The sequence below is a fragment of the Streptomyces sp. NPDC037389 genome (genome assembly GCF_040636475.1).
Classification (GTDB): domain Bacteria; phylum Actinomycetota; class Actinomycetes; order Streptomycetales; family Streptomycetaceae; genus Streptomyces; species Streptomyces hesseae.
In genome coordinates, this window is record NZ_JBEZUS010000006.1 from 271,034 (window position 1) to 295,728 (window position 24,695).

Sequence of the window (24,695 nt, forward strand, 5' to 3'; positions counted from 1 at the left end):
AACAGCGTGCAGGAGGCGGGGGCACGGTTCAATAGTTTTCTGACTGATCGTCAGATTTCTTGGGTCGCGGCCCTTCCGGTCGTCACCCCCCGGCGCTCTAATGACCGCCGTGGACTACAACCTCGCGGATCTCCTCGAGTCGGTCGTGGACGTGGTCCCCGCCCGGGAGGCCCTGGTCCGGCTCGACCTCCCCGGCGGCGGCGCCGAACGCCGGCTGACGTACACGGAGCTCGACACGGCGGCGGACCGGCTCGCCGGCCACCTCCTCGACAGCGGCGTCGGCCCGGGCGACCACGTGGGGCTGCACCTCTACAACGGTGTGGCGTACGTGCAGACGCTCTGGGCCTGCCTGAAGATCCGGGCCGTGCCGGTCAACGTCAACTACCGCTACGTCGAGGACGAGCTGGCCTATCTCTACCGTGACGCGGACCTGGTCACGCTGGTCTTCGACGCCTCCTTCACCGCGCGGGTGACAGCGGCCCTCCCCCGGTCCGGGGGACGGCTGCGCCACCTCGTCCGAGTGGGAACGCCGCCCGCCGAAGCCCCCGAACCGGCCATCGCCCCGATGGACTTCGCCGAGGCCGAGACGTCCGGAACGACCGTGCGCGACGCCGTCGGACCGCGCTCGGGCGACGACCGGTTCGTCATCTACACCGGCGGCACCACCGGTATGCCCAAAGGCGTGGTGTGGCGGCAGGAGGACCTGTTCTTCTCCGGGCTCGGCGGGGGCGCGCCGACGGGCGAGCCGGTGAAGCGGCCGGAGGAGGTGGCCGAGCGCGTCGCGGCGGGCGGGGAGGGCCTGGTCTTCTTCCCCACCGCGCCGCTGATGCACGGTACGTCCACCCTCACCGCGCTCATCGCCCACCTCCTCGGGCAGAAGGTGGTCCTCCACCGCAAGTACGCGCCCGAGGAGGTGCTGCGCACGATCGCCCGGGAGCGGGTCACCAATGTCTCCCTGGTCGGCGACGCGATGCTGCGGCCGCTCACGGAGACCCTGGCCGGGCCGCTGCGGGGGACCGACTGCTCGTCGCTGCTCAGCCTCAGCAGCTCGGGGGCCGTGCTGTCGGAGACGGTGCGCGAGCGGTTCGCGGCACTGCTGCCCGGGGTGCGGATCGTCAACAACTTCGGCTCCTCCGAGTCGGGTTTCAACGGCACCGCCACCGAGGACTCCGGCCCCGAGCGGGGCTTCCGGCTGCGCGTCAACGACCGTACGGCCGTGGTGGACCCGGCGACCCACCGGCCGGTCGCCCCGGGCGTGCCGGGCCGTATCGCCCAGCGCGGGCACGTGCCGCTCGGCTACCACAACGACCCGGCGAAGACGGCCGAGACCTTCTTCACCGCCGGCGGTGAGCGCTGGGTGCTGCTCGGCGACATGGCGACCGTGGACGCCGACGGGGTGGTGACCGTCCTGGGGCGCGGCTCCCAGTGCATCAACACGGGCGGTGAGAAGGTCTTCCCGGAGGAGGTCGAGCAGGTCCTCAAGGCCCATCCGGCCGTCTACGACGTGCTGGTCACGGGCGTTGCCGACGCCCGCTGGGGCCAGCGCGTCACGGCGGTCGTCCAGCCCCGGGAGGGGACGGCACCCCCGACCCTGGAAGCGCTCCAGACGCACTGCCGGGCGCGGCTGGCGGGGTACAAGGTGCCGCGGGGCCTGGTCCTGACGGAACGGGTCGAACGCTCGCCGAGCGGCAAGGCGGACTACCGCTGGGCCCGGGCGGTGGCGGAGCGGGGATCGGGGGCCTGAAGCGTCGCGCCCCGTCGGCGCGGGCGGCGGGGCCCGTCGGGCGTGGGCGGCGGGCGGGGCCCGACCCATCCCACACCGTCTCTTGGGCCGCCGGACACCTCGGATGCGGCGGGCGGTCACCCCAGCGCCCTTCACTGAACCCGCCCGTCCCTTCCCCCGGTCCCAGGAGATCCCATGACTCCCCTGACCCGTCGCGGCTTCCTCGGCGCGGCCGCCGCCACCGGCGCGGCCACGGCCCTGAGCTCGGCGCTGCCCGCGTCGCTCCAGCAGGCGATGGCGGCCACCTCCCCCGCCGGCACCCTCGGCGACGTCGCCCATGTCGTCATCCTGATGCAGGAGAATCGTTCCTTCGATCACTACTTCGGCACTCTCAAGGGCGTACGCGGCTTCGGCGACCGTTCCCTGCTCCGTTTCCCGGGCGGCTCCGACGTCCTCAGACAGACGACGCTCGGACCGCTCGGCGGAAGTGTGGTGCGGCCCTGGCACCTGGACACGGCCACCACCGACGCCCAGCGGGTCCGCGACCTCGACCACGGCTGGTCCGGGACCCACCGCGCCTGGAACAGCGGCCGCTACGACAACTGGATCCCCGCCAAGAGCGCCTGGACCATGGGGCACTACCGGCGCGAGGACATCCCGTTCCAGTTCGCGCTGGCCGAGGCGTTCACCATCTGCGACCAGTACTTCTGCTCGGTCCAGGGCCCCACCAACCCCAACCGGCTCTACCAGTGGACGGGGACCGTCGATCCGGGCGGCAAGCAGGGCGGGCCCGTCACCGACAACTCCGAGAAGGGCTACTCCTGGACGACCTATCCCGAACGCCTGGAGGCGGCCGGGATCTCCTGGCGCGTCTACCAGCAGCAGGACAACTACGACGACAACCCCCTGGCCTGGTTCACCCGGTTCCGCTCCGCGAAGCCCGGCTCGTCCCTGTACGACAACGGCATGCTGCGCCGCCCCGCCGACGCCTTCGCCCAGGACGTCGCGGCGGGCCGGCTCCCGGCGGTCAGCTGGGTCGTCGCTCCCGAGAACCAGTCCGAGCACCCCGCCTACCCGCCCGCCTACGGCGCCGACTTCACCGCGAAGTACGTCCTGGAATCGCTGGCCGCCCACCCGGAGGTCTGGGCCAGGACGGTGGTGTTCCTCAACTTCGACGAGAACGACGGCTTCTTCGACCACGTGGCCCCGCCGGTACCCCCGGCCGGCACGCCGGACGAGTTCGTGGGCGGCGCGCCGATCGGGCTGGGGCCACGGGTGCCGATGACGGTGATCTCGCCGTGGAGCCGGGGCGGGCACGTCCACTCGGAGGTGCTCGACCACACCTCGCCCCTGCGGTTCCTGGAGAACTGGACGGGCGTCAAGGAGCCCAACATCTCCGCCTGGCGACGCACCGTCTGCGGCGACCTGATGACCGCCTTCGACTTCGCCTCGAAGAACGTCTCCTTCCCCGCGCTGCCGGACACCACCGCGCTCGTCGCCGCCTGCGACCGGCAGCACTCCCTTCCCGAGGCCCGGCCCCCGGCCGACCCGCCGCAGCCGGCGCAGGAGCCCGGCTCCCGGCCCGCCCGCCGTACGGGCTACGGCTTCGACACCACGTCCTGGACCGACACCGCCACGGGCAGACTGTGGTTCAAGGTGGTCAACACCGGCTCGCTCGGCGCCGGTTTCAGCGCCTACACGGTCAATTACCGCGCTTATGCGGCATGGCACTACACGGTCCCGGTGGGCGGCGGGGCGAGTGACTACTTCAGCGCCCTGACCTACGGCGGCGGGAAGTACGACGTCGACCTCCACGGCCCCGACGGCTATCTGCGCGGCTTCAAGGGCGATGTACGCACCTGGTCGGACGGCACCAAGGGGCACCCGGAGGCGGCCGTGACGCCCGACCCCGCCACGCCCGGTTCACTGCGCCTCACGCTCACCAACGGTGGTGGCGCACCCGTCGTCTTCACGGTCTCCGACGGGCAGCGGGTCACCGTGGCGGCGGGCGGGAGCGCACGGCTGGCGCTGACGGCGGAGCAGGACGGCGGCTACGACCACACCGTCACGGCCGACGTGGGCGACGGCTTCGAGCGCCGCTTCGCGGGGCGCGTCCACGCCTGACGCCCTCGGCCCCGCCGCGAGGGCGCGTGACCGGTGACGGCTCCCCGCGCGCCCTCGCGTTCCGCGCTCCCGGCCACCGCCGTGGACGGACCGCGCGCCGGTCGGGCCCACCGGAGGGAAGCAGGTCGACGACCCCAGCGCGACCGGGGCGAGGCCGCAGGGCAGTTGACGGACAGCTGCCGCCACCGCCTCGGGTGCCGTGGTGGACTCGGCGACGTCCTCGCCCACCGTGGACTCGGCGACGTCGTGGCCGAGAAGCGCAGCGCCCGGTGGGGCGGCCCACGCCGAACCGGCGCTGCGCGAGGGAACGACGCGCGTGTCGCCGGGGTCAGCGACGTCGGCGGGCGTTGAGCCGGGCGGCCTGGCGGGTCAGGTGGTCGCGTTCGGCGAGGTCGGTGGCCTTGTGGGCCGCCTCGGCGTACAGCCGTGCCGCCGTCGCCAGGTCGCCGTCGCGCTCGTGGAGGTGGGCCGCCACCGCGGCGTGGCGGGGCAGTGAGTCGTCCAGCGCCGCGAGCGCCGCCAGGCCGGCGCGCGGTCCGTCGGCCTCGCCGACGGCCACCGCGCGGTTGAGCCGGACGATGGGGTTGTCGGTCAGGCGCGCGAGCTCGTCGTACCACTCGACGATCTGCGTCCAGTCAGTCTCCTCGGCGGTGGGCGCGTCGGCGTGGAGGGCCGCGATGGCGGCCTGGGCCTGGAACTCGCCCAGCCGGTCGCGGGCGAGGGCCGCCTGGAGGATCGTGACGCCCTCGGCGATCAAGTCGGTGTCCCACCGGCCGCGGTCCTGCTCGGCGAGCGGTACCAGACTGCCGTCGGGCGCGGTCCGGGCGGCGCGCCGGGCGTGGTGGAGCAGCATGAGGGCGAGCAGCCCCGCCGCCTCGGGGTGGTCGACGGCGGCCGCGAGCTGCCGGGTGAGCCGGATGGCTTCGGCGGCGAGGTCGACGTCGCCGGAGTAGCCCTCGTTGAAGACCAGGTAGAGGACGCGCAGCACGGTGGCGACGTCGCCGGGCCGGTCGAGGCGCACGCCGGAGACCGTGCGCTTGGCCCGGCTGATGCGCTGGGCCATGGTCGTCTCGGGTACCAGGTAGGCCTGGGCGATCTGGCGGGTGGTGAGCCCGCCGACGGCGCGCAGTGTGAGCGCGACCGCGGACGAGGGCGTCAGTGACGGGTGGGCGCACAGGAAGTAGAGCTGGAGCGTGTCGTCCGCCGCGGGCGCGGGGCCGGGCGCCGGTTCCTCGTCGAGGAGGTCCTCGCGCCGGCGGCGGGCGGTGTCCGCCCGTATCGCGTCGAGGAACTTGCGCCAGGCCACGGTGACCAGCCAGCCCTTCGCGTCCCGCGGCGGGTCGGCGGGCCAGACGCGGACCGCCTCGACGAGCGCGTCCTGCACGGCGTCCTCGGCCGCCGCGAAGTCGGCTCCGCGGCGGACGAGGATGGCGAGCACGCTCGGGGTGAGGCTGCGGAGCAGGGCCTCGTCCATCGACGAGGTCACTCCGTGATGGTGGGCGGGCAGGCCAGGAACGGGCGCAGCTCCAGCCACTCGTGGATCGGCTTCCCGCCCGCCCCGGGGGCGGCCGACAGTTCCCCGGCCAGCGCGACGGCGCGCTCGTAGCTGTCGACGTCGATCACCATCCAGCCGGCGATGAGGTCCTTGGTCTCGGCGAACGGGCCGTCGGTGACCGGCGGGCGCCCCTCGCCGTCGTAGCGGACCCACGTCCCCTCGGGGGCGAGCGCCTGGCCGTCGACGAACTCGCCGGTCTTCTCGAGCCGGGCCGCGAAGTCGTTCATGTACTGCACGTGCGCCGAGATCTCCTCCGGCGTCCACTGGTCCATGGGCACGTCGTTGGCGCAGGCCGGGGCGCCGCGGTAGTGCTTGAGCAGCAAGTACTTGGCCATCGTGTTTCTCCTCGCTGGTGCGGCCCATTGTGGTCGCGTTCATTGCGGGGACGGAGCCGGTCACGGGTTCTCGACATCGCCGTCCGACTTTTTTGGGCTCTCGTGGACGAGACGAGCCTGTCGGTGGACCGTCCCGGCGCGGGACTTTCCGTGTCCAACGAACGGCGCCGGGAGCGGGTGCGTGTCGATCCTCGTCCTCGGCGCCCTCGGCGGCGTCCGGGCCGGGCTCGCGACGGGAACCGGGGCGGGGCGGCCTAGGGCCTGTCTTGAGTCGCGATCAAGATGTGGACTGCGTCTTCCGGTGCCTGCTTGTTGGTTGGTAGAAGCTCGGTATGGCGCGTACGGAACTCAGGGACGATGAGTGGGAGTCGATCGAGCCGTTCCTACCGATCGGCAGGTCCGGCCCGTATTCGGAGCGTCTGCGAGAGCAGTTCGAGGGCGTGATCTGGAGGTTCCGGTCGGGCAGTCAGTGGCGGGAGATGCCACCGGAGTTCGGCGCCTGGCAGACCGTCTATAACCGCTTCGTCCAGTGGCGCGAGGCGGGCTTCTTCCAGGCCCTGATGGACGACATGATCGCCGAGGCGGCCTGGCGCGGGCAGGTGGACCTGTCCCTAGATGATCAATTCCAAGAGGTCTGCGGTTAGTGGTCGTAGGCGGTCAGTGAGCGAAGGATGGACTGGCTGGTGTGGTCGTTGTGCCAGATCGCAGCGGTCAGCGCGAGGATGCGCTGCATGACACGGGCGATCACGCCGCCTGGTGTACGGCCCCGGTGCTGTTCGAGGTTGAGCTGCCCTTTGCAGGTCTCGTTGACCGACTCGATCACCTGCCGCAACGGCTTGAACAGCAAGGCGCCGGGCCGTTCCGGCTCGCCCTTTCGGGCCGGCCGCAGCAGCCGGATGTCCCGCTCGGCCAACTGGTGCTCGAAGTCGCGGCCGAAGTAGTTCTTGTCGCCGATCAGGGTCTGTCCAGGCCGGGCGGCGGTCAGGCTCGGTTCGGCGGCGAGCAGGTCCAGCAGGGTCTCGCGTTCATCGTCCTTGGCTCCGGTCAGGGCAAAGGCGATCGGCAGGCCCTGCAGGGTGCAGACCAGGTGCAGGCGCAGGCCCCAAAAGAAGCGGCTGTGGCTGGCGCAGTACCCGTACTCGGCCCATCCGGCCAGGTCGGAGCGTTTGACAGTCTCGCGGGAGCGTCCGCACTCAACCGGCGTGGAATCGACGATCCACACGTCGTCGCTCCATACAGAGGTGTCGGTGGCCAGCAGCCGGGTCACTCGCCGCAGCAGCTCGGCCGCCTTGCGCAGGCGCTTGTTGTAGCCGGGCTGCTTCGGCAGGTAGGGGAAGAGATGTCGCAGGTGAGAGCAGGCATAGCGAAGCCACTTGGCCTCGGAGGTGAAACCCAGCATGGCCTGCATCATCGCGAGCGTGACCAGCTCGGCATCGGCCAGTTGCGGAGCGATCCCGATAGCCGGACGCCATGGCACCAGATGCGGTGATGCCTTCAGCAGGTCATCGGTCTTCACATAGAGTGCGGTGGCGAGGGAGTCCAACCCTGTCTTCACACACCGATGTTGGGCTCCCTCCTTCCAGGCGCGTGGGCGAGTCCCTGGAAAAGACCAGCATGTGGAGACCGGTGACTCCTGTGGCCTCAGGCACCCACGGTCCCGTCGACACCCTCGCGCAGAAAGTCCGCGTGCCCGTTGTGGCGGCCGTACTCCAGGAGCACGTGCACCATCACCATCCGCAGCGATACTTCCTCGCCCCATCTCGGCTGATACCCGGCCCGGTCCAGGGATTCAGCCTCCCGCTCGATACGGCGCGAGTTCTCCACCTCGGCCTCCCAGGCCCCGAAGGCCTCGTCCCTGGTCGACGCGCTCGCGTCGTACGCCGCCTGGAAGTCGATCTTGTCGGACCAGACCATGGGCACGTCGTTGTCCTCGAACACCCGATGGAACCAAGCACGCTCCACCTCCGCCATGTGCCGGACCAGACCGAGCAGGGAAAGCCTGGACGGCGGCATCGACTGCTGCCGCAGCTCCTCGTCGGTAAGCCCTTCGCACTTCATGGCAAGGGTCGCGCGGTGGTAGTCGAGGAAAGTCCGCAGCATGTCACGTTCGCTTCCAAAGCTGGGCGGTCCTATGCGATTGTCGACGGTCACGGGCTGCACCCCTCATCTGCGCCTGCATTTCAGGGCCAGTATCTACTCCCGTCGACTGTCCCCAGACGAGGGCCGTCCACCGGATCCGACTGCCACCACGGAAGTCGCAGGTCACAGGAATCAGCATGGCTCGTTGGGCACCCGCAGCCGCAGTTACCCCTTGGAATCGATCATCTAGGCGATGTGAGCGGATCCAGTCTCCCAGGCTGATACCCGAGTGGGACAGCAGCGTGTAGAGGCGGCGGACCGAGATGTTGTGTTCCGCGGCGATCCGCGCGGCCGACAGGTCATGCTCACGCAGGTGCGCCCGGATGTACCGTGTGATCCGCAGGTTCAGTGTCGCCTCCAACGGTGCCCGGGCCAGGTCCGAGTCTCCGAGCTGGGTGGAGACCACTGCACGGAGCAGCTCGATGCTGGGCTCAGCGACTGCCTCGGCGTGTCGGCCGCTGCGCAGTTCCTGGCTGACGGCCAGCTGAGAGAAATAGGTGGAGGCGAGGGCGGCAATGGGGTTGCGGGGGCCGAGCGTGACTGCGCTGATCTCCCGCAGAGACCGCTCGGGCAGCGCGAGAGCCGCGCGGGGGAAGCGCAGGAAGTGCTGGTCGACACCCGAGTCGAAGAGCAGCGTGTACGGGATGGTCGTGTCGTAGAGGACGAACTCGCCCGGTCTCAGCAGGGCCTGGCGACCGTTTTGCACCGCCAGGCTGGTGCCCGAAACCTGGAGGCCGAGGAAGACAGCCGGCTCCGTGTCTTCCCGTGCCAGCCGCGATGTCCGCCGTATTGTCAGGCCGGTCGACCGCGCCGAGCAGATGCCAATTTGTCCGACTGCGTCGAGCTGGAGCTTAGTTGAGAGGTCCCTCGATGGAACATGGTGGGCGATATCGATTCGCACAATGGATTCCCAGACAGCGTGCCGGATCGCTTCTTCGCGGTCTTCTGGGGACATGAAATCCGTGTCCAGAGCCGCCGCGTTCAACGGACGGACTTTCGTCGGCATCGACCGCTGAGGCTGCTAGAAAACGCTCGGGTGCCAGCCTGGTCGCAATGGTACAGCTCGTAAGACGGCAGCCTCTTTTCGGCGTTGTCCACTGCGGATGAACCCCCGCTGACGTCTATACACGGGTGCTTGCTCACAAGATCACCTTCTTCCCCAAGGCCAGCTCGAGCACCAGCGTTACCGGGCTTTGTCGTGGCGCGCCAGGGAGGTTTCTGCCATGCCGCGTGATGGAGTTGCGCGGCGCAGGAGGCGCCCCTGGGTGAGGATGCTCAGCCCAGTGCTGCGAGGGGGCGCTCTTGGAGTGCTTCCGATACGCGACTCCTGGTGTTCCCTGTTCACCAGGAGCCGGCCCAGCCTTTCCGTCCCATCGCGGCAGCCGAGGGGATTCCTCCGTTGTTGAACCCCGAGCTTGGCTGAATCACGCTGGCTGCGCTGATGCTATAGGTGGCCATCCAGTTATTGGTGGGACCTCAGTGACTTGTGGGCACCCACGTGAGAAGAGGTGCCAGGTGATGCTTCCGTAAGATCCTATGGGGCACCCAATGTGATGATCGGGCTCAACGCCCGTGCCTTAAACAGGCCGAATGGGTGGCTGCAGTCAGCGGACCGACATGAGGCGGACCTTCCGTGGTAGGCGGCGCGCAGTCCCTGGACTGCCAATCAGCCTGCCTTGCTGTGCGCGGAATTGAGCTGATTTGCATAGGGATGCTTCGGTTCATGGTGAGGCCAACGACATTGTCGGGGGACAGGTCGGACTGGGAAGCGGGGAGTGCCGGGCTCCTTCCCGGCAAACGATTGTGCACTCCTGACCAAGTTCCCTGCACGGACAACACAATCGGTGCGGCCCGGCCATTCTAAATTTATGACAGCTCGAAGCCCGATAGCACTGCGGAGGAGGTGAACATAGCGAGCGCCAGTTCTCGAGCCACGTAATGGGCGTTATGGCTGAGTGTGACTCCGAACAACGGAAATGGCGCTAGCAGTGCACTGGTTGCACACGCCACAGGGGACAGCCCCAGATACGGAGTTCTGCCCCCTGTGCACGATCAGACATCACTGTCCCTGCCGGTCTGCAGGACTTGCAGGGACGTGTACGTCTCGCCAAGGGAGAGGATACATGGAGCACGCATCCCTGAAAATAGCTGCGGCGACCGCAGTAGCGGCTGTCTCGATCGGCATCGCCGGGCCGATCGCCAACGCCGCCGAGGCCCACCGCACCACGGCCGCCGCCGTCTCGGCACCTGCCGTCTCGGATGTGGAACTCGCTGCCTTCAAGACGATGAAGCCGCAGCCCGCCACCACCGGAAAGGTTGGCGTCTCGGCCGCAGCGCTGGCCGAGACCGCCGGTACTGCGAGCACCGAAGAGATGCAGATCCAGGGCAGGCTCTCCGGGATCATCAAGATGCTCAAGAAGTCCCCGAAGCATTTCAAAGCCGCGATCAAGGCCGCTAAGAGGGGCTGGGGTGCCTACCAGAACTGGATCAACAGCCTTCCCTGGTACAGCCCCGTCAAGTGGGCTCTCAAGACCCTGCCCCCACAGATCCTGTGGGATCTGTTTCAGTACCTGGTCAACCAGTAACACCGTCTGACGTTGGGGGCTGCGCTCACTTCCGCAGCCCCCGGCCAGTCTAGGAGGCCAGTCATTTGAAAAAGACACGAGAACAAGTAGTCAGTGGCAATGTATGGGGTTCCCCCGCCCTCTTCGTGACAGCGGCCTTCGTCTGTTTTGGGCTGATTGGCGGCGATGCCGCTATTCGAATCGGGTGGATTCTGTACACATGTAGCTGGATCCCCCCACTCAGCATGCTCACTTGGTGCTGGATAAAACGCCGCAATCCAGGCGTCGGGGGCATCGTTGGATTCTGCGTGCCGATTATCTTCGGACTGCTCTTCTGGCTCAATCATGGATGCTGAACGTCTTCAACAAGTCCTTCAGGGGAGATGAACCTGCGACGGGCTCGGACTGCGCCGAGCACACCATCGACGTGTACCCGCTGTCCAAGCTCTGGAGGCATGTACCCGAGCGACGGACGCGTGCGGCGAGGGCGAGCGGTCACGGCGGCGTCTCGTCGTAGACACGCGGGTCCCCGGCCTCAACCGGCCGGGGACCTGTGGCATCAGTGTGGTCGGCCGCGGCGACGGCCTCTGGTCACCGCACACCTCGGCGAGGCCCTCGGCCAAGCGACCGCGTCCTGTCAGCCCGGTCCTCGGCGTCCTGCGGGAGGTAGGCGTCCCGGAGCCGGTCATTGACCTGCCGTTCCGCCGCCTCACGGATCGCCGGGCCGACCGTCTGCGGCTTCTTCGCTGCCTGGTGCGCGCCGAGCGCGCGGTGGTAGCCGGGCGAGGCCGTCTCCCTCGTCTTCACCGGCTGCACGGGCGCGGCCGCCGCTGGCTACCCCGCGGCGGCGGACTCGGGAGCAGGGCCGGGGCCAGGACGCGGACCGTGCGGACAATCAGCCTGCCTGCGGCCTCGTTCGCGTCGCGGATGATGCGTAGCTGTTCCAGCCGGGCCTTCGCCGCCCAGGCCGCTGACTCTGGGCGCAGCGTCAGCTGCCCGGTCTGTGCGTCGAAGCCGACCGCCGCAATATACCCGGCAAGGTCCGGGGCGATGGCGGCCCAACGCTCGCGCAGCGAACCGCCGACGACTGGTAGCTCCCAGGTCTGCTCCGTGACCAGCCCGGTGAACGCCTCGCCCAGGCCCGTCGGCTCCCGGCCGTCGCGCCGCACGGCACGGGCACGGCGTTGCGGTTTCGCCGCCCGGCCACCGCCATTCTTCGCCATCTCCCGGGCCGCCGGACGATTCACCTGTGCAGCGTGCGTCGGCGGGGTGCGCGGTACCACGAGTGGCTGCCTTGCCGCGTGGTACCGCGCGCCGCTCGGCTCACGCGAGCCTGATGGAGATGGCCCATGACGTGATCGAGGCCGCATCGGCGACCATGTGGTCCTTGGACGACGCGGTCACGAGCTGAAGGCCGCGGTCGACATACGGATGCACGTTCCACAACAGGCTGCCCGCGCCGGAGTAGTGGACGCGTGCGCCGGCGCCGCTGAGCGCCCACGCGCCGTTGGGCGGTGCGGATGTGGCGGAGGGGTGCTGCATGCCCCCCGTGGTCCCGGCGGTCGCACGCGCCAGGATCGTGCCGACCGGCAGCGACGTCGGGATGCCCACGACGTATCCGCTGATGCGCGCCGGGTCGGCGACCTGGTGGTCCTTCGACCGTATGGTCCAGGTCTTCCCCGGTTCGCCGTAGTTGACGGCTTCATCGGGGTACGAGGCCGTGGCGATGTTGCCCTGCCCTGTCCAGTGCACCTGGAATCCGCCACCCAGCAACGTGCACTGGTCCGACGGGAGGCGCACGGTCACCTGCGGGGCGGACTCCGGATCGGGGCTGGTCCGGCGGTCGCTGCACGACGCGACCCAGGAGCGCAACTGGTCCTTGCTCACGCCGTCGATCTTCATGCCGATCACGTATCCGGTGAGTTCGTGGGCCTGACGGGCGTTCACGTGGTCCTTCGAGGACACGATCCAGGACGAGAAATCGGAGCTCGGGTAGGAGGCGGTCAGATAGGCGCCGTAAGGGTATTCCGCGCCGGTCGCACCGCCGCCGATGGCAATCATCGACGGGTCCTCGACCCGGACCCAGTGGTCGGTCCAGATGCTCTGGGCCGGCGCGGCCACCGACTGGAAGATCGCCAGGGTGATCCGGCCACTCGCGTCGTAGTATCTGCCCACCTCGACCGAGCGCGCTCCGCCGGGTCGGGGCGGGTGGGCGGCCGCCGTGGCCGGGCCGCCCAGCAGGGCCCCGAGCAGGGCCAACAGGATGCCCGATATGGGCAGTAGGGCCTTTGTGCGTCGCATGGCTCTCCTTCCGCGTGCCGGTACCTCCGTCCGGACTATGGACCGGCCGGTCGCCCCCGCGGAATCCCCAGATTTAGGGATGGACATCATCGGGACGCGGCGTCGGCGGCCAGCCGGTCGGACGCTGAAGGGGGCGCTGGGGGTTAGAGTTTCCGGCCTTCGGCGACCTTCTTGCTGGTCCAGCCAACGAGAGCGATGGCGCCGCTGGCGCTCAAGGAAGCGATGAACGGGGGCAGGGCGGTCCGCACGAGCCAGTACGCGGATCACTCGGTCATCCTGGGATCCGCTGCCGGCAGGTTCGCCGCCGTTGCGGCGGCGGTCGGCGTCGACGTGAGCTGCTTGGCGTCAGCCGATGCCGCAGGTCCCACGGCGAGGAGGAGAGCCGTAGTGGTGACGCCGACGCTTCGGACACAGGAACGCGCCGACGACGAGCTCGCCCTCGCCCACCAGCTCCTCGACGGCCTCGACCAGCGCTCCAACACCCTCCTCGCCCAGATCGCCGCCCTGATCAAGGACGCTGGAGGAGACGGCGTCACCGACCGCGCCCAGCACCTGCACGCCGACATCGAGGCCACAGGTCTCCCCTTCCTCCACCGGTTCGTCGAGCTCGCCCTCGCCTTCCACCACGCCGTCCGCGGCGAGGACCAGGACCTGGCCGCCACCATCGACCGGCTGTGCGAACTCACTGCCACCGGCGACTTCGCCTACTTCACCGACATCGCCCACTTCATGGCCGGCCTGCCCCTGCCCAGCCCCACCGCCACGCGCTGGATCGACGGCCCCGACGCCGTCCGCGCCCGCTGGCAGCACCTCGTCCAGGACCGGCGAACCCTGCTCGGAGCTGCCGAGTAGGGCGCCGTACGGCGGGAGACCAAGAACAAATGGCCCGCACACCAGGAGGTGTGCGGGCCAAAGAAAAGAGGGGCAGTGGCCAGTGATGGCGAGTGCCCCTTCAAGTCTGTACTGATAGTAGCGCGCTGAGCCGTCGATACCTTCGCCAGCGCCAGCCGGTGCGACCCCGGCGAGTGGGCTGCCAGAGGCGCTCGAGACCCCAGGATAATCGGCCAAGGCGGAGTGCTACTCGGCCCGAACTACGCGTAGGGGTTCGTGATGGTGTGCGGCCGCTGCGCCGTGGCCAGCACATTCGACGGAAACGCGGGGCCGGCGACGTAGTAGCGGCCCTTGGTCTGACCCACGGCGGTCAGCAGTCCGGCGCGGGTCAGCGCCTGCATGTCCCGCGTCGCCTGCTGTGTGTTGATCCCTTCGGCCTTCTCGTAGCGCGAGCGCCGGACGCGGCCCGTCATGGCCACCTCGTGCAGCGCGGTCACCTGCCGCTCGGTGATCCCGTCGGCCTCGGCGGCGTCCATCAGCTGCATCCAGCACTCGTTGGACCGGTCGACGCGGCGCTGCACTCGCTGGGCCTGCTGGTGGTAGGCGAGGAGGTTGAACTTGATCCACGGCAGGGTGTCGCGCTCGGGCGACCAGACGGGCCCGCCGACCTCGCGCAGGACCTTGTAGTACTCCCAGGTGTTGCCCGGCATGCCCAGCCACTCCTCGATGGAGGAGAACTCGGGTGCCAGGACGCCGCCGCGGGCGATGAGCAGGGTCTGCAGGGAGCGGGACATCCGGCCGTTGCCGTCGGACCACGGATGGATCTTCACCAGGTTCAGGTGCGCCATGGCGGCCCGGATCAGGACGTGGCTGTCGAGGTCGCCGTCGTTGAGCCAGTCGACGAGCTCGGTCATGAGCCCGGGGACAAGCTCCTGGTCCGGCCCCTCGTAGTCGGTGGCGAGCTCGTCGCCCGGGGCCGTGATGCGGATGTGGGTCCTGCGCCACTGGCCTGCGGTTTTCAGGGGGTGGTGGCCCTGGAGCATCCAGTGCAGGGCGTTGAGCAGTTCCTTGCTGTAGCGGAAGTCGGCGACGTCGTGGAGGGACTGGATGTAGGTCATGGCCTGCTGGTAGGCCAGCGTCTCGGCCTTGTTCTCCTCGCTCGCGTCGACCTCGCGCTCGCCGTCCATCAGGTCGGCAACGTCCTTGGCATCGACCCGGTAGCCCTCGATCGTGTTCGACGCCGCGATCGCACTCGCCGTGAGCGCCTTGCGCAGGTCCTGGGTCCACTTCATCGGAACCTGCTGCACGGCATGGCGCAGCTGCTCCCGCATGGTGTTGACCTGCTCCAGGACCTCAAGGTCGACCGGCTCGAGGCGCGGCGTCTCATACAGCATGCGGCAATGATACCCACTGCCTATCATTGAGTTGATCTGGCGAGAACGGGCCCGCCGATCTCCCGTGTCCGGCCAGCGGGGAGCGGTTCCCGCGCTGCCGACCTTGAGCGGCGCCCCGACGGAGATGACCCCGGGCCGGGCCATGGCAGTGTCGGAGGACGAAGAAGGCTTGGGCGCCGTGCGGTCTCAGAGAGCGCACGGCGCCCATCCGACGGACAGGACGGTGGTCAGGCAGCGACCGTGACCAGGGGGTTACGCAGGAGGAGCATGCTGGTGACCGTATGGCAGCCATTGACAATGCTGGGTGTCCCGAAGTCCACAAGAGGCTTGTTGACCTTCTTGGCCCATTCGGTGAAGAGGCGCTCCCCGGGTGTGGTCGGGCGGATGGCAGGCGGGATGCGCTCGGGCCCGAATGCTTTGGCCCGGGCGGTGAACCAGGGGGTGAGTGCGGGACCGGTGATCTCGCAGGTTTCCAGGAAGGCGATGTAGGTGCGGATGTCCTTGGGGATCGTGCGGGCGGTGATGATGGCGTGCGCGGTGCTGCGAGCCAGCCGTCCAGGTCCGGCCCGGTGCTCCATGTCGCGCACTGGGGGACTGCCGGCGCGGTGGTAGGCGTCGCGCAGGGCGCCGCTGAGGTCGGCGAGGTCGCGGACGTACTGGGGCTTGGGCCGCACGGTGGTGCGGCGTGCGTCGCGCCGGGCGGCGGCCGCCGCGTCCGCGGCCCGCTGGTGCAGGGCGCGGGCCTCGCCGGTCTCGGGGTGGCCGCACAGGTGCAGGTACTGGAGCACGGTGGCCCAGTCCGGCGGCCGGGTGCCGCCGGCCGCGGCCCGCTTGAGCGTGGCCTGGGAGCACGCGGCGCCCTGGGCGAGCTCGGCGTAGGTGCGGCCGGCGGCGGCGCGCCGGGCGCGGAGGTAGGCGGCGAGGTCGCCGACCTCCGGCACCGTGTAGTCGACCGGTTTTTCGGGTCTGGGCACGGGGGCTCAGCTCCCCGAGCCGCTGGTCAGGGCCGCGTTCAGCAAGCGCCGCAGCAGTCCCCGTCCGCCGCCTCCGCTCCTGCCTCCCTTCATGCCGGCGGCCAGCAGGACGGTGACGCCGACGGCGCCGGATGCGCCGAGAGGATGGCGACGTCGCGCACGGGCATGTGCCCGGCGAGGCGGAGGATGACGGCCGCGGCGGGGAAGGCCACGAGCACGAGGGCCTGCGGCATGCCGAAACGGGCGGTTGTGGGTGCGGGTGAGGTCGTCGGTTCCTGGGTGTGCTGCAAAGTGCCCCCCGGGGGTTGGGCCGGGCGGCGGCCTGGGCGGGCCGCCGCCGGCTTCTGGTGCTGACTCACCGAGCTGGAGACCGCGAGGGCTTGGCGGCACCTCGTGCGCGGTCGGTGGCTCGAACGGGCGGATCCGCGCGGCGCCTTGGCGTGCACCTCATGCGCGGGTCCTCGCCCACAGCCTCGCAGGCCCCACCCGTCTCGCGTAGCCCGATTCGGATTGGCTGACATTCCGTCTAAAAGGGCGCCTGCCTGGGGGCTGTCGGCCGAGATGCCGTCTGACCTGCGCGAACCCTCGCGGCGTGGGAGTTGGCTCAATCTCTGTCCCGCCTTTCGTGCTTCACCGGGCGCCGCTGGCGAGGGATCCTCCTTATCGAACTTGGTGCTGGTACTGGTTATGGACCTTCGCCGAGGCCCCCCGAGAGTGTGCTGACTCAACCGTTCACGAGGGGAAGCAGGAAACTGTTGATCAGGCTTGGCGGCTGGTCAACGCCATGAGAGCCCGCGGGACGCCCCTGGCACGGGCAATGCCGCGAGGGTCTCGTCGGCGGGCCGTGCCGACGACTCCACAGCCGTGGGGGCGTCGAGGTGTGGTTCCGCTGAAGAAGTGCCGGGAGGCGCACCGTCTTCCGGGCAGCGTGATGGGGCTCGGCCGTTGTCGGCCGGGCCCCACCGTTGTGGCCCCCGTTACGGGCCGCCGGTGTCCCGGGCGGGGACGTCAGAGCTCGTCGGGGCTGTCGAGCAGGTGGGGGCCGTTGTCGCGGACGTTGTTGACGGCGGTGGACACGGTGCGGGTGTCGAGGTGGCCGGCGGCGGGGGCGGTCAGGAGGTCGCGGAGTTCGGCGGGGTCCTGGTGGGCGGGGTCGAGCCAGCTGTCCCAGTCGCCGGGGGCGATGGCCAGGGGCATGCGAGGGTGGACGCGTCCGGCGGCGTCGGTGGCCTCGGTGGTGATGATGGTGCAGGACGCCACCCACGCTGCCGGGTCGTCGTCCGCGGCCACGGTGGGGTCGCGCCAGTACTCGTAGAGCCCGGCCATCGCCATGACGTCCCCGCTGGCCGGAGCGATGAAGTAGGGCTGCTTGTACGCCTTCGTCTGCTCGGTGGCCGGCATGGCGACCCACTCGTAGAAGCCGTCCGCGGGCAGCAGGCACCGGCGCTTGACGAACGCGCGACGGTACGCGGGCTTCTCCGCGACCGTCTCGGCCCGGGCATTGATCATCTTGGCGCCGACGGTGACGCTCTTCGCCCAGGACGGCACCAGGCCCCACCGCAGCGGCCGCAGCCGCCGCACGATCTCGCCCGTGTCCCGGTCCGGGGCCTCGACCACGGACCAGACGTCGTCGGTCGGCGCGACGTTCCAGGACGGGGCCAGCGTCTCCTGCGGGTCCCAGAGCGTCGCGCCGAACAGCCCGGTCAGGTCTCGCGGGCCGCGGGTGGATACGTATCTGCCGCACACTTCCCTATACCGTCCGCGTGTTGAAGGGCTGTAGAAGGGGGTCTTCGGCACCTCATGGGTCTCGCCCCCGGAAGCCAGCGACCCGCGGGGCTACTCGGTAAGCCGGGCGGTATAGGCGAGAAGAGCGGCCTGGACACGGTTGGTGGCGCCGAGTTTGTTGAGGAGGCTGGAGACGTGGGACTTCACGGTGCCTTCGCTCATGAAGAGTTCGGCAGCGATGTCGGCGTTGGACTTGCCGTGTCCGATGGCGTCGAGGACCTGGCGTTCGCGGGGGGTCAGGGTGTCCAGGGCCTGCTGTTGCTCGGTGTTCAGGCGCGGGAGTGTGGCATAGGAACGCATCAGGCGTTGGGTGACGGCGGGGGCGAGCATGCCGTCCCCGGCATGGACGACCCGGATGGCCTGGAGGAGTACTTCGGGATCGCAGTCCTTGAGCAGGAAGCCGGCCGCGCCTGCTTGCAGCGCGCTGCGTACGTAGTCGTCCTGGCCGAAGGTGGTGAGCATGATGACCCTGGGCGGGTTGGAGAGCTCGGAGCAGATCGCCGTGGTGGCGGTCAGGCCGTCGACGTGGGGCATGCGGATGTCCATCAGGATGACGTCGGGCTGAAGTGAGCGGGCCGCTTCGACTGCCTGGGCTCCGTCGGAGACCTGGCCGACCACGTGGATGTCGTCGCTGATGTCCAGGATCGCGCTGAGGCCTTCCCGGATGATGACGTCGTCGTCGGCGAGCAGAACCTTGATCATTTCTCTCCTTGTGGGGGGAATGCGCTGGGCATCCCCCGGCCCAGGGGGAGCCGGGCCTCGACGTGGAAGCCGCCTTCGGAGGTGGGGGTCGCGATGAAGGTGCCGCCGTGTTCGCGGACGCGGCGGCGCAGTCCGGTCAGGCCGTTTCCTCCGCCGGGGATGGGTCGTGGGGGTGTGGCGGTGGGGCCGTTGGTGATCTGGAGAAGCATCGTGTCCTGGGGGTAGCGCACCGCGACGGTGATGGGTGCTCCGGGGGCGTGCTTGACGGCGTTGGTCAGGGCTTCCTGGACGATCCGGTAGGCGGTGGCGCGCAGCGCGGTGGGCACCGTGGTCGCTGGCTCCTCTTTGGACAGGCGTACCTGGGTGCCGGTGGCGCGGGTCCCGTTGATGAGACGCTCCAGGGCCCGGACGCCCGGTGGTTCCAGTGGCGCGGGTTCGTGTTCGCGACCGGGTGGCTGCAGAAAACCCAGGACGCCGCGCAGCTCGTCCAGGGCCTGGGTGCCCGAGGTACGGATCAGCTCGGCCCGCTCGGCCACCCATTGCGAGCCCTTGCCCGCGCCGAGCTTGAGAGCGCCGGCATGCACGACCACGTGGGTGATGCGGTGCGCCACGACGTCGTGCATCTCCCGGGCGATACGAGTGCGCTCCTCAGCCTGGGCCGCCTCGGCCAGCAGCTGCTGCTCCCGTTCCAGCCGGGCCGTGTACTCCGAGAGCGAGACGATCCGTACGTGTCCGGTGCGCAGGTGGGCGCCCACCACGATCGGGGCCACGATGAAGGCCATGACCTCGCCGCTGTAGGCGCCGGCGTACACCAGGTCATAGGACGGGTAGCCGTTGATCCAGGGGGTGAACGCGTTCACCACGGCCAGCAGGATTCCCACCGTCCACGCCGCGCGCACCCTGCCGCGCCGGGCCAGTGTGAACAGCGCCAGCAGCACCGCGGCAGGGGCATAGACGGCCCAGTCGCCGATCGCTGCCAGGACGGCTGCCGCGTACGGCCGGCGCAGCCGGAAGACCATCAGCAGGCCGATGACCACTGATGCGGCGGCGTTGAACGCGAGGTGTTCGGACAGGAAACCAGCCTGCGGAGCGGCCAGGATCTCGGACAGGTTGTACACGCCCGCACCGAGCGCGGGCAGGTACTCCGCCTTGGTGAATCTCCAGCCGGATCCGGTGGAAAGAGAGAACGGCATCTGCGACCTCTCTTCATACCGTGCCTCGGAATTCGGGAACCACAAAGGGTAGCTCACAGGAACCAACACCTACCTGGCTGTGGACCGGGTCCTCGAGTGCAGCCGGCCGCCAGCGGCCCGCCCCGGGAACAGAGGCGGCCGTTATGGGCTGGGCCGAGGCGCGGCGGTATCCGGCTGTCCCCGCTCAGGCCCCTATCGGCCGAAAGTATGAGATGCGGTGCCACTTTCGTTGCACTCAGGCTCAACGCGCGGCAGAGACAAAACCGGCCCCTGGACCTACACGGGAACCAGCCATCGCCCCCAAGAATTGAGAAACCCCCGCCGGACACCCGGCCGGGCTCTTGCCAGAAAGGAAGGCCCCATTCCAGCCGTGCTGCGAATCAAAGGAACTGAGATTCCGTCAGCACGCACCTTTGCCGCACTCGAGCCACCCGCAGGCACTCCGCCCGAGGAAAAGACCCGAGACGGCAGCCGAGCCGATGGCACCGAGGCTGCCGCCACCGTCGCGATCACGGCTCACAAGGCCCGAACCGCTGCGCACCCGGCGGCCGTAACCGCCGCGTGACCTCTAAATCAACCCGCAGCCTCCCGGACGGGCGAAGGCACCCCCTGGCATGCGGTGCCACACACCACACATCAACAAAGGAAAGAGATGACACAGCGACACCTTGCCTCCGCAAAGCGGGGCACCCCCTCGTACGCCAAGAGAGCAGCCTCCGCCGCAGTCCTGGCTGCTGCCCTCGCGACGGGACTCGGCGCCGCCCCCGGAACAACGCCCCAGGCGTTCGCCGCAGGCGATGATTTCGAGCACGAAGTGATCAAACTGCACAACGGCAAGGACTTCACACTCCCCTACAAGAAGATGCCTACGAATACCTCATTCACCGGCTATCCAGGACTGGAAGGGAGCGATTGGAAGGTTGGATGGAAGGCTGCGCAAGCAGCATTCAACCCTGAAGGCGACCCCAACGAAGACCCCGATCAGTTCGTGCGAGACAACCTCATATGGCGGGCCGATGAGCAAGAGCCGGAATTCCTGCAGTCAGACGAGCCATTTAGGGCTATCTATCGCCATAAAAGCGTCAATGAATACGTGAAGAAGATGGGCGAAGGCCCCTTTACCACCGACGCTGATTACAGCGATCCCATTATCGCCGCCTCACAGTTCGGGAAATTCGTCGACTCCCGGTTCGCCAAAGATTGCTCGCGTTCCGACGTGTCATGCGTCTTCGTCGGGAGGGTGACCGAGAGAGCTCCGATCATCGGCCAGTCCGACAACATCCAGGGACCAACAGAATTCACCACCACAACGTCCAACACTGAGACCCGCACCAGGGTTAAGGAACAAGGGTGGAGCGTGGGAGGATCTGTCAACGTCGGCTACGGCCAGGATACGAAGGCCGGCGAGGTGACAAGCAAGCCCAGCGCGGGCGGGAGCCTGAACTTCAGTTACACAAATAAGACTACGGACACCAAGCAATACGCCAATACCCAGACCTCGACGTATAAGCGGACCGTCCCCCAAGGGTACTGGGGATATGAGGAAGTCCGCGCCGCTGCCGCCAAATACACTGGATTCTTCCTGGTCCACGACAAGAACTCCCGCGTAATAGATGTGATGCCGGTGACCACCACCGTGAAGGCGGAAGGGGACGTCCCGCCCGTCACGAGGTCTTTCGTGACGACCAAGGATCAAAACACCCCCATGATGGCCGAAGCCCGGAAGCTCCAGCAGGAGATCGCTGAAACCCGACGTCAGCTTGGCGCCGCACCGGGCCCGCAGCGCAAGAAGCTAGAGACCTCACTGGAAGAGCTCACCTCCCGCAAAGAAAAGCTCCTGCGCGACTCGTCCGCGAAGGTAGAGGTATCGAAGCTCGAATTCGGCTAAGAACACCTGTGCCCTGCTCCTCTCACACCGAGGGGAGCAGGTCGCGCCGGCCGTCTCCTCGTCGAATTGAAGTCGCTTGCCCTTGAGTTCGGGCACGCACTTGTAGATCGTGTTCCTGCTGACGCCGAGGAGCTTCGCGATCGAGGTGACGGTGTTCTCCGGGGGCAGCAGGGGTGCCGTTAACGAACGACGAACCAGGTGACAAGTGACCCAGCGCGATGCGCTGGCCTGCGCTCGCGCCGCTGAGGTGGTCCGGGAACCGGCCCGTGATCTTCAATAAACCAACGTTTAATGAAGATCACCGGGCGGACCGCGGGAAGACCCCCAGGGCCTTCAAAAACTCCTTCAAAAACCAGGGTGGTTCAAGAACTCCGGGACACCGTTTTCTGACAGAGTTCCGGGCGTGAACACGCCCCTTGAACCCGAGGCCTTCGAACTGCTGGCCGCCGAGCCTGCCGTCCGTACCGAGATCCGCATCGGATACGCACGGGTGTCCACCGGCGGACAGAAGCTCGACCGGCAGATCGACGCCCTCAAGGCGGCCGGGTGCCGGAAGCTCTTTGCGGATAAGAAATCCGGCAAGAACGACCTCCGCCCCGAGCTCAAGGCATGCCACGCCTTCCTCGATGCCGGCGACACCCTGGTGGTCCCCGCCCTCGACCGCTACGGCCGGTCCCTCCAGGACCTGATCAACATGGTGGCCGAGCTCCGCCGCCGCGAGATCGGCTTCACCTCGCTGCACGAGAACCTCGACACCACCACCCCCGGCGGCCGGCTCGTCTTCCACGTCTTCGCCGCCCTGGCGGAGTTCATCCGCGAGCTCATCGTCTCCGGCACCCGCGAGGGCCTGGCCGCCGCCCGCGCCCGCGGCAAGGTCGGCGGCCGGCCCACCGTGGTCGACGAGAAGATCCTGAACATGGCCCGGGACCTGCTGCCCAACCCCGAGCACTCCATCACCGCGATCGCCAAGATGCTCGGCGTCTCCCCGGGCACCCTCTACAACCACATCCCCGACCTGCGCGAGCTGCGGGCCAGCCGCATCCCCGCCCAGCTCGAAGCCCCCACGAAGTAGGTCGCGCCCAGCAAGATCGATCTCACCGGGATTTCCTGTACTTCGCTGTGCACAGGGATCAGCGACTCCGCTCGAGACCGCGGCGCAACGCTCGTTTGCATCGTCACCGTCACAACGGCGGATCGCGGTGCTGGGCAGCGCCCCGGGTCAGCGGAAATAGGATGATCCGTCCTTCAGGTGGATGGCCATAACCATGCCGTGACGCGCCCCCGTTGATCTGATCATCGCCCGGGCTAGCCGTAGGCGATGAGCTGACCTGGAGGTCGACGGACATGAAGAAGCTCGCGAACGCTGCCCTGCTTGCCGCTGGCGCCGCGCTGGCGGCCGGAGTGGTGAGCCTTGCCGGGGCTGGGACGGCTGCGGCAGATACGGCCAGCTGTTCAGACACTCTGCCGGCCCACACCAACGGTAACCCGATGAACGACGGCCCTCAGCAACTCAACAAGCTGTTCGGTACGGGCGTCGACACCGTCACCTGCAATGTCGCGCAGTTCAAGGCGGGCACGGCGGGCGCGGACGACAACGGCTGACCGGGCACTGCGCGTATGCCGACAGCTGCACCTTCGGCTGGCGAATGAACCGGGCCGCGCTTTCCGTGCCGGACATCGGGCGCGTGATTGCGCACCCTTCGATCATCACATCCTCATGAGAGGGGTCTGCTGTGTTCAGATCACCTGACCGGGCGGGCATCGGCTGGTTCCGGTTCACGCCTGCTGTCGCGGCGCTGTGCGCCACGGCAGCGGGTGTGACGGCCGTTCCGCTTCTGGCGGCACCCGCTGCCTCTGCGCCGGCCGCATGGCGACAGTTCGAGGTCATCCGGCACACGCGCACCTTCAAGGTGCCGCCGAAGGTCACCAGGCTCAACGCCTACGTGTGGGGCGCCGGCGCCGGTAGCGGCGGAGGTGGAGGCGGAGGAGCAGGCGAAAACGGTTTGCCCGGTCAGGGCGGGAGAGGCGGCCGCAGCGGTGGAGCAGGGGCCGGTGGCAGCAGCGGTGCTTTCATCCAGTGCACCCTGTCCGTCACCCCGGGCCAGAACCTGCGCATCGTGGTAGGCAAGGGCGGGGCCGGAGGCGCCGGAGGACAGCAGGGCTTCGGCGGCAGTGACGGCAAGCCGGGCAAGGCGAGCGCCAACGGCGGACGCTCCAGCATCGACGGAGACCTGGTCGCCGCTGATGGTGGACAGGCCCCTGGCGGTTCAGGCGGAGGCGCGCCGGAGCCAATCTACGTTCCGCCTTACGACCAGACACCGGGCGGAAAGGGCGGCACTCCTGCCCCCGTCACCAACCTCGCTACCCGGTGCAACCGGCAGGCGGCGGTATACAGGCCCGCTCCAGGCTCCACCGGGCCGGCTGGCTCCCGCGGGGTCGATGGAGGAAGCTACGGCTTGATTGGCGGTTCAGGCGGTGCTGGTGCTGCCGGGCCCGAAGGCGGGGCGGGCGGCCAAGGCCGTATTGTGTCCCGGCTCTATCTGGGCACTTTCCCCGTCACCTTTGGCAGCGGTGGCAAGGGCGGAAACGGCGGGCACGGCGGACGGGGCGGAGACAGGGGAATGTACAACAAGGTGGAAGGTGCTGGCCCCGGTGGGAGAACGCACAATGTCGCCGGCGCCGGGACGCCAGGCCGTGCAGGAGGCGGAGGCCAGAAGGGCGGAAACGGAGACAACGGCGCTGTCTACCTCACCTGGTAGCGCCTCGCCCAAACGCCCCCCGGCATCCGCACGGCTTCTCCCTGCAGGGAAAACCTCATAGGGATGCATTGCACGGCCCCTAATCGGCACCACACAGATACGGCCCCCTCACTGAGGGGGCCGTATCTGTGTGGCTGTTCAGGCGGGGAACTGGGCGGATGGGGTGGAGGCCAGGACATCTCGAGCGGCCCCGGGGTGCGCCGGTCGTCTAGGGGCACGGGGCCATTTGCACAGGTCAGCGCCCTGATAATAGAGGTGTCAGGCACGTAAGGCAGTTCGTCGGCGCGAAGCGCGGGCCAGCACCCCGGTTAAGTGTTGCGGGGGGGGGGGGGGGTGGGCCGCCCAACAAAAAGGGGGGGGGGCCGGGGGGGGGCGCCCACGGAGGGGGGGGGCCCGGGGGGGGGTGGGGGGGGGGTGGGGGGACCCGC

Annotated in this window: 20 protein-coding genes and 1 pseudogene; 8 read left to right on the top strand and 13 right to left on the bottom strand. The window is 68.8% G+C overall.

All coding sequences use genetic code 11. The features are described 5' to 3' along the window. Nucleotides 1–109: 109 nt before the first annotated feature. Nucleotides 110–1,744, top strand: a complete 1,635-nt coding sequence (locus AB0E98_RS15720; RefSeq protein ID WP_361702521.1) for an acyl-CoA synthetase — start codon at nucleotides 110–112, stop codon at nucleotides 1,742–1,744. 174 nt (nucleotides 1,745–1,918) lie between these two features. Beyond that, complete coding sequence (locus AB0E98_RS15725; protein WP_361702523.1) at nucleotides 1,919–3,847, top strand: phosphocholine-specific phospholipase C; 1,929 nt, start codon at nucleotides 1,919–1,921, stop codon at nucleotides 3,845–3,847. Nucleotides 3,848–4,175: 328 nt separating this feature from the next. Here the strand turns inward: AB0E98_RS15725 and AB0E98_RS15730 are convergent, their stop codons facing one another. Both AB0E98_RS15730 and AB0E98_RS15735 read right to left on the bottom strand, forming a co-directional pair. After that, entirely contained in the window at nucleotides 4,176–5,321 is a 1,146-nt protein-coding gene (locus AB0E98_RS15730; protein WP_361702799.1) for a DUF6596 domain-containing protein, read from the bottom strand. An 8-nt stretch (nucleotides 5,322–5,329) separates the two neighbouring features. Next, nucleotides 5,330–5,737 (bottom strand): YciI family protein, encoded by a 408-nt coding sequence (locus AB0E98_RS15735; protein WP_361702524.1) that lies wholly within the window; start codon nucleotides 5,735–5,737, stop codon nucleotides 5,330–5,332. 332 nt (nucleotides 5,738–6,069) lie between these two features. On the opposite strand from AB0E98_RS15735, the pseudogene AB0E98_RS15740 reads away from it, so the two are divergent. Beyond that, a pseudogene (locus AB0E98_RS15740) lies at nucleotides 6,070–6,351 on the top strand (transposase); the annotation flags it as partial. Between the two features lie 26 nt (nucleotides 6,352–6,377). On the opposite strand, the gene AB0E98_RS15745 reads toward AB0E98_RS15740, so the two are convergent. The 3 genes from AB0E98_RS15745 to AB0E98_RS15755 form a co-directional block, all read right to left on the bottom strand. Then, nucleotides 6,378–7,292 (bottom strand): IS982 family transposase, encoded by a 915-nt coding sequence (locus AB0E98_RS15745; protein WP_361702526.1) that lies wholly within the window; start codon nucleotides 7,290–7,292, stop codon nucleotides 6,378–6,380. A gap of 86 nt (nucleotides 7,293–7,378) precedes the next feature. Continuing rightward, nucleotides 7,379–7,888, bottom strand: coding sequence for a DinB family protein (locus tag AB0E98_RS15750; protein WP_361702528.1), 510 nt, complete (start codon nucleotides 7,886–7,888; stop codon nucleotides 7,379–7,381). Next, nucleotides 7,839–8,882 carry an AraC family transcriptional regulator gene (locus AB0E98_RS15755; protein WP_361702530.1) on the bottom strand — a complete coding sequence of 348 codons (1,044 nt, stop codon included), beginning with the start codon at nucleotides 8,880–8,882 and terminating at the stop codon, nucleotides 7,839–7,841. Before AB0E98_RS15755 ends, AB0E98_RS15750 begins: the two co-directional genes overlap by 50 nt. Before the next feature lie 1,117 nt (nucleotides 8,883–9,999). On the opposite strand from AB0E98_RS15755, the gene AB0E98_RS15760 reads away from it, so the two are divergent. Beyond that, nucleotides 10,000–10,461: a hypothetical protein gene (locus AB0E98_RS15760; protein ID WP_361702532.1), complete on the top strand. Its 462-nt coding sequence runs from the start codon at nucleotides 10,000–10,002 to the stop codon at nucleotides 10,459–10,461. A gap of 782 nt (nucleotides 10,462–11,243) precedes the next feature. Here AB0E98_RS15760 and AB0E98_RS15765 read toward each other — a convergent pair. Both AB0E98_RS15765 and AB0E98_RS15770 read right to left on the bottom strand, forming a co-directional pair. Continuing rightward, the gene (locus tag AB0E98_RS15765; protein ID WP_361702534.1) at nucleotides 11,244–11,687 is read right to left on the bottom strand and encodes a DUF721 domain-containing protein; all 444 of its coding nucleotides are present in this window, start codon (nucleotides 11,685–11,687) and stop codon (nucleotides 11,244–11,246) included. A 76-nt stretch (nucleotides 11,688–11,763) separates the two neighbouring features. Continuing rightward, nucleotides 11,764–12,741, bottom strand: coding sequence for a hypothetical protein (locus AB0E98_RS15770; RefSeq protein ID WP_361702536.1), 978 nt, complete (start codon nucleotides 12,739–12,741; stop codon nucleotides 11,764–11,766). 390 nt (nucleotides 12,742–13,131) lie between these two features. Here AB0E98_RS15770 and AB0E98_RS15775 point away from each other — a divergent pair, with 390 nt between their 5' ends. Beyond that, nucleotides 13,132–13,593 carry a hypothetical protein gene (locus AB0E98_RS15775; RefSeq protein WP_361702538.1) on the top strand — a complete coding sequence of 154 codons (462 nt, stop codon included), beginning with the start codon at nucleotides 13,132–13,134 and terminating at the stop codon, nucleotides 13,591–13,593. A gap of 239 nt (nucleotides 13,594–13,832) precedes the next feature. On the opposite strand, the gene AB0E98_RS15780 is transcribed toward AB0E98_RS15775, so the two are convergent. From AB0E98_RS15780 to AB0E98_RS15805, 6 genes are all read right to left on the bottom strand, one after another. Next, nucleotides 13,833–14,966, bottom strand: coding sequence for a Fic family protein (locus AB0E98_RS15780; protein ID WP_361702540.1), 1,134 nt, complete (start codon nucleotides 14,964–14,966; stop codon nucleotides 13,833–13,835). Between the two features lie 227 nt (nucleotides 14,967–15,193). Beyond that, nucleotides 15,194–15,940 carry a helix-turn-helix domain-containing protein gene (locus AB0E98_RS15785; RefSeq protein ID WP_361702542.1) on the bottom strand — a complete coding sequence of 249 codons (747 nt, stop codon included), beginning with the start codon at nucleotides 15,938–15,940 and terminating at the stop codon, nucleotides 15,194–15,196. Nucleotides 15,941–16,029: 89 nt separating this feature from the next. Further along, on the bottom strand, nucleotides 16,030–16,173 hold the full coding sequence (locus tag AB0E98_RS15790; protein WP_361702544.1) for a hypothetical protein: 144 nt from the start codon (nucleotides 16,171–16,173) through the stop codon (nucleotides 16,030–16,032). Nucleotides 16,174–16,948: 775 nt separating this feature from the next. Beyond that, the gene (locus AB0E98_RS15795; protein WP_361702546.1) at nucleotides 16,949–17,686 is read right to left on the bottom strand and encodes an SOS response-associated peptidase; all 738 of its coding nucleotides are present in this window, start codon (nucleotides 17,684–17,686) and stop codon (nucleotides 16,949–16,951) included. Between the two features lie 90 nt (nucleotides 17,687–17,776). Continuing rightward, nucleotides 17,777–18,427 (bottom strand): response regulator transcription factor, encoded by a 651-nt coding sequence (locus AB0E98_RS15800; protein ID WP_361702548.1) that lies wholly within the window; start codon nucleotides 18,425–18,427, stop codon nucleotides 17,777–17,779. Then, nucleotides 18,424–19,620, bottom strand: a complete 1,197-nt coding sequence (locus AB0E98_RS15805; RefSeq protein WP_361702550.1) for a histidine kinase — start codon at nucleotides 19,618–19,620, stop codon at nucleotides 18,424–18,426. Before AB0E98_RS15805 ends, AB0E98_RS15800 begins: the two co-directional genes overlap by 4 nt. 652 nt (nucleotides 19,621–20,272) lie before the next feature. Here AB0E98_RS15805 and AB0E98_RS15810 point away from each other — a divergent pair. The 3 genes from AB0E98_RS15810 (at nucleotide 20,273) to AB0E98_RS15820 (ending at nucleotide 23,110) form a co-directional block, all read left to right on the top strand. Then, entirely contained in the window at nucleotides 20,273–21,508 is a 1,236-nt protein-coding gene (locus tag AB0E98_RS15810; protein WP_361702552.1) for a hypothetical protein, read from the top strand. 403 nt (nucleotides 21,509–21,911) lie between these two features. After that, nucleotides 21,912–22,580 (top strand): recombinase family protein, encoded by a 669-nt coding sequence (locus AB0E98_RS15815; protein ID WP_361702554.1) that lies wholly within the window; start codon nucleotides 21,912–21,914, stop codon nucleotides 22,578–22,580. Nucleotides 22,581–22,852: 272 nt separating this feature from the next. After that, nucleotides 22,853–23,110 carry a hypothetical protein gene (locus AB0E98_RS15820; protein ID WP_361702556.1) on the top strand — a complete coding sequence of 86 codons (258 nt, stop codon included), beginning with the start codon at nucleotides 22,853–22,855 and terminating at the stop codon, nucleotides 23,108–23,110. The last annotated feature ends 1,585 nt before the right edge of the window (nucleotides 23,111–24,695 follow it).